1 pseudogene is annotated in these 682 nt (G+C 25.5%); it reads right to left on the bottom strand.

The annotated features are described in order from the left end of the window. Positions 1 to 153 precede the first annotated feature (153 nt). Positions 154 to 682: pseudogene (locus KTO59_RS04485) on the bottom strand (hypothetical protein); the annotation flags it as partial.

The following is a 682-nucleotide window of genomic DNA, read 5'->3' as shown; positions in this document are numbered from 1 at the left end:
GTTATTTTCTAAAATAATTTTATTTTCAAAAGGAGTATCTTTTTGTTTATAAACACCTTTATTTTGTTTCGGTTTAGCAGGAATGTTTTTTGTTTGATTGTTTTTTTTGTTTGATATTGGTTTAAAAGCCATATTCATATGTCCTTTCTAATTTTATTTTTTTTCTTTGATATTCATTTTCTCTGTATAAAGAGTAATATATTGTTTTTTTGGATTAAAGTGAAGGTAATAAGTAGCTTTTCCTGTGGAGTCTCTCATCTGTATAGGACATTTAACTTCATTAACATAAAAATCTTTGTCTTCTTCTAATAAATATTTAGGGCCTTTATAATCCATTTTGATAGTGTCGTCTTTTTCAACAAAACTATTATTAAATACAGAAAATACAGGTCCGTTATAGTTAGTACTCAAAGTATCTATATTAAAATATGCAGGACTAAAATAATTTGTTTCTTCAATGGCAAAAGGATTTTTATAAAAACACCATTTATTAAAAGGTTCTTTAATAAAAGGAGCTAAATCTTTAGGAATTTTATCTTTGTATTGACACTGATCGAAACCATTGAAACGACTAAAAATATAAGTTTTTTGAATAGGTGTCATATCTTTATTTGGATCTAAATATTGTAAACAACCTTGTTTCCATTCTTTGTATTGGTCTTCACATTTTTTACGATAAGCG

The organism is Candidatus Phytoplasma sp. AldY-WA1 (genome assembly GCF_020312115.2).
Lineage (GTDB): Bacteria > Bacillota_I > Bacilli_A > Acholeplasmatales > Acholeplasmataceae > Phytoplasma > Phytoplasma vitis.
This window is presented reverse-complemented; position numbering and strand designations above follow the sequence as displayed.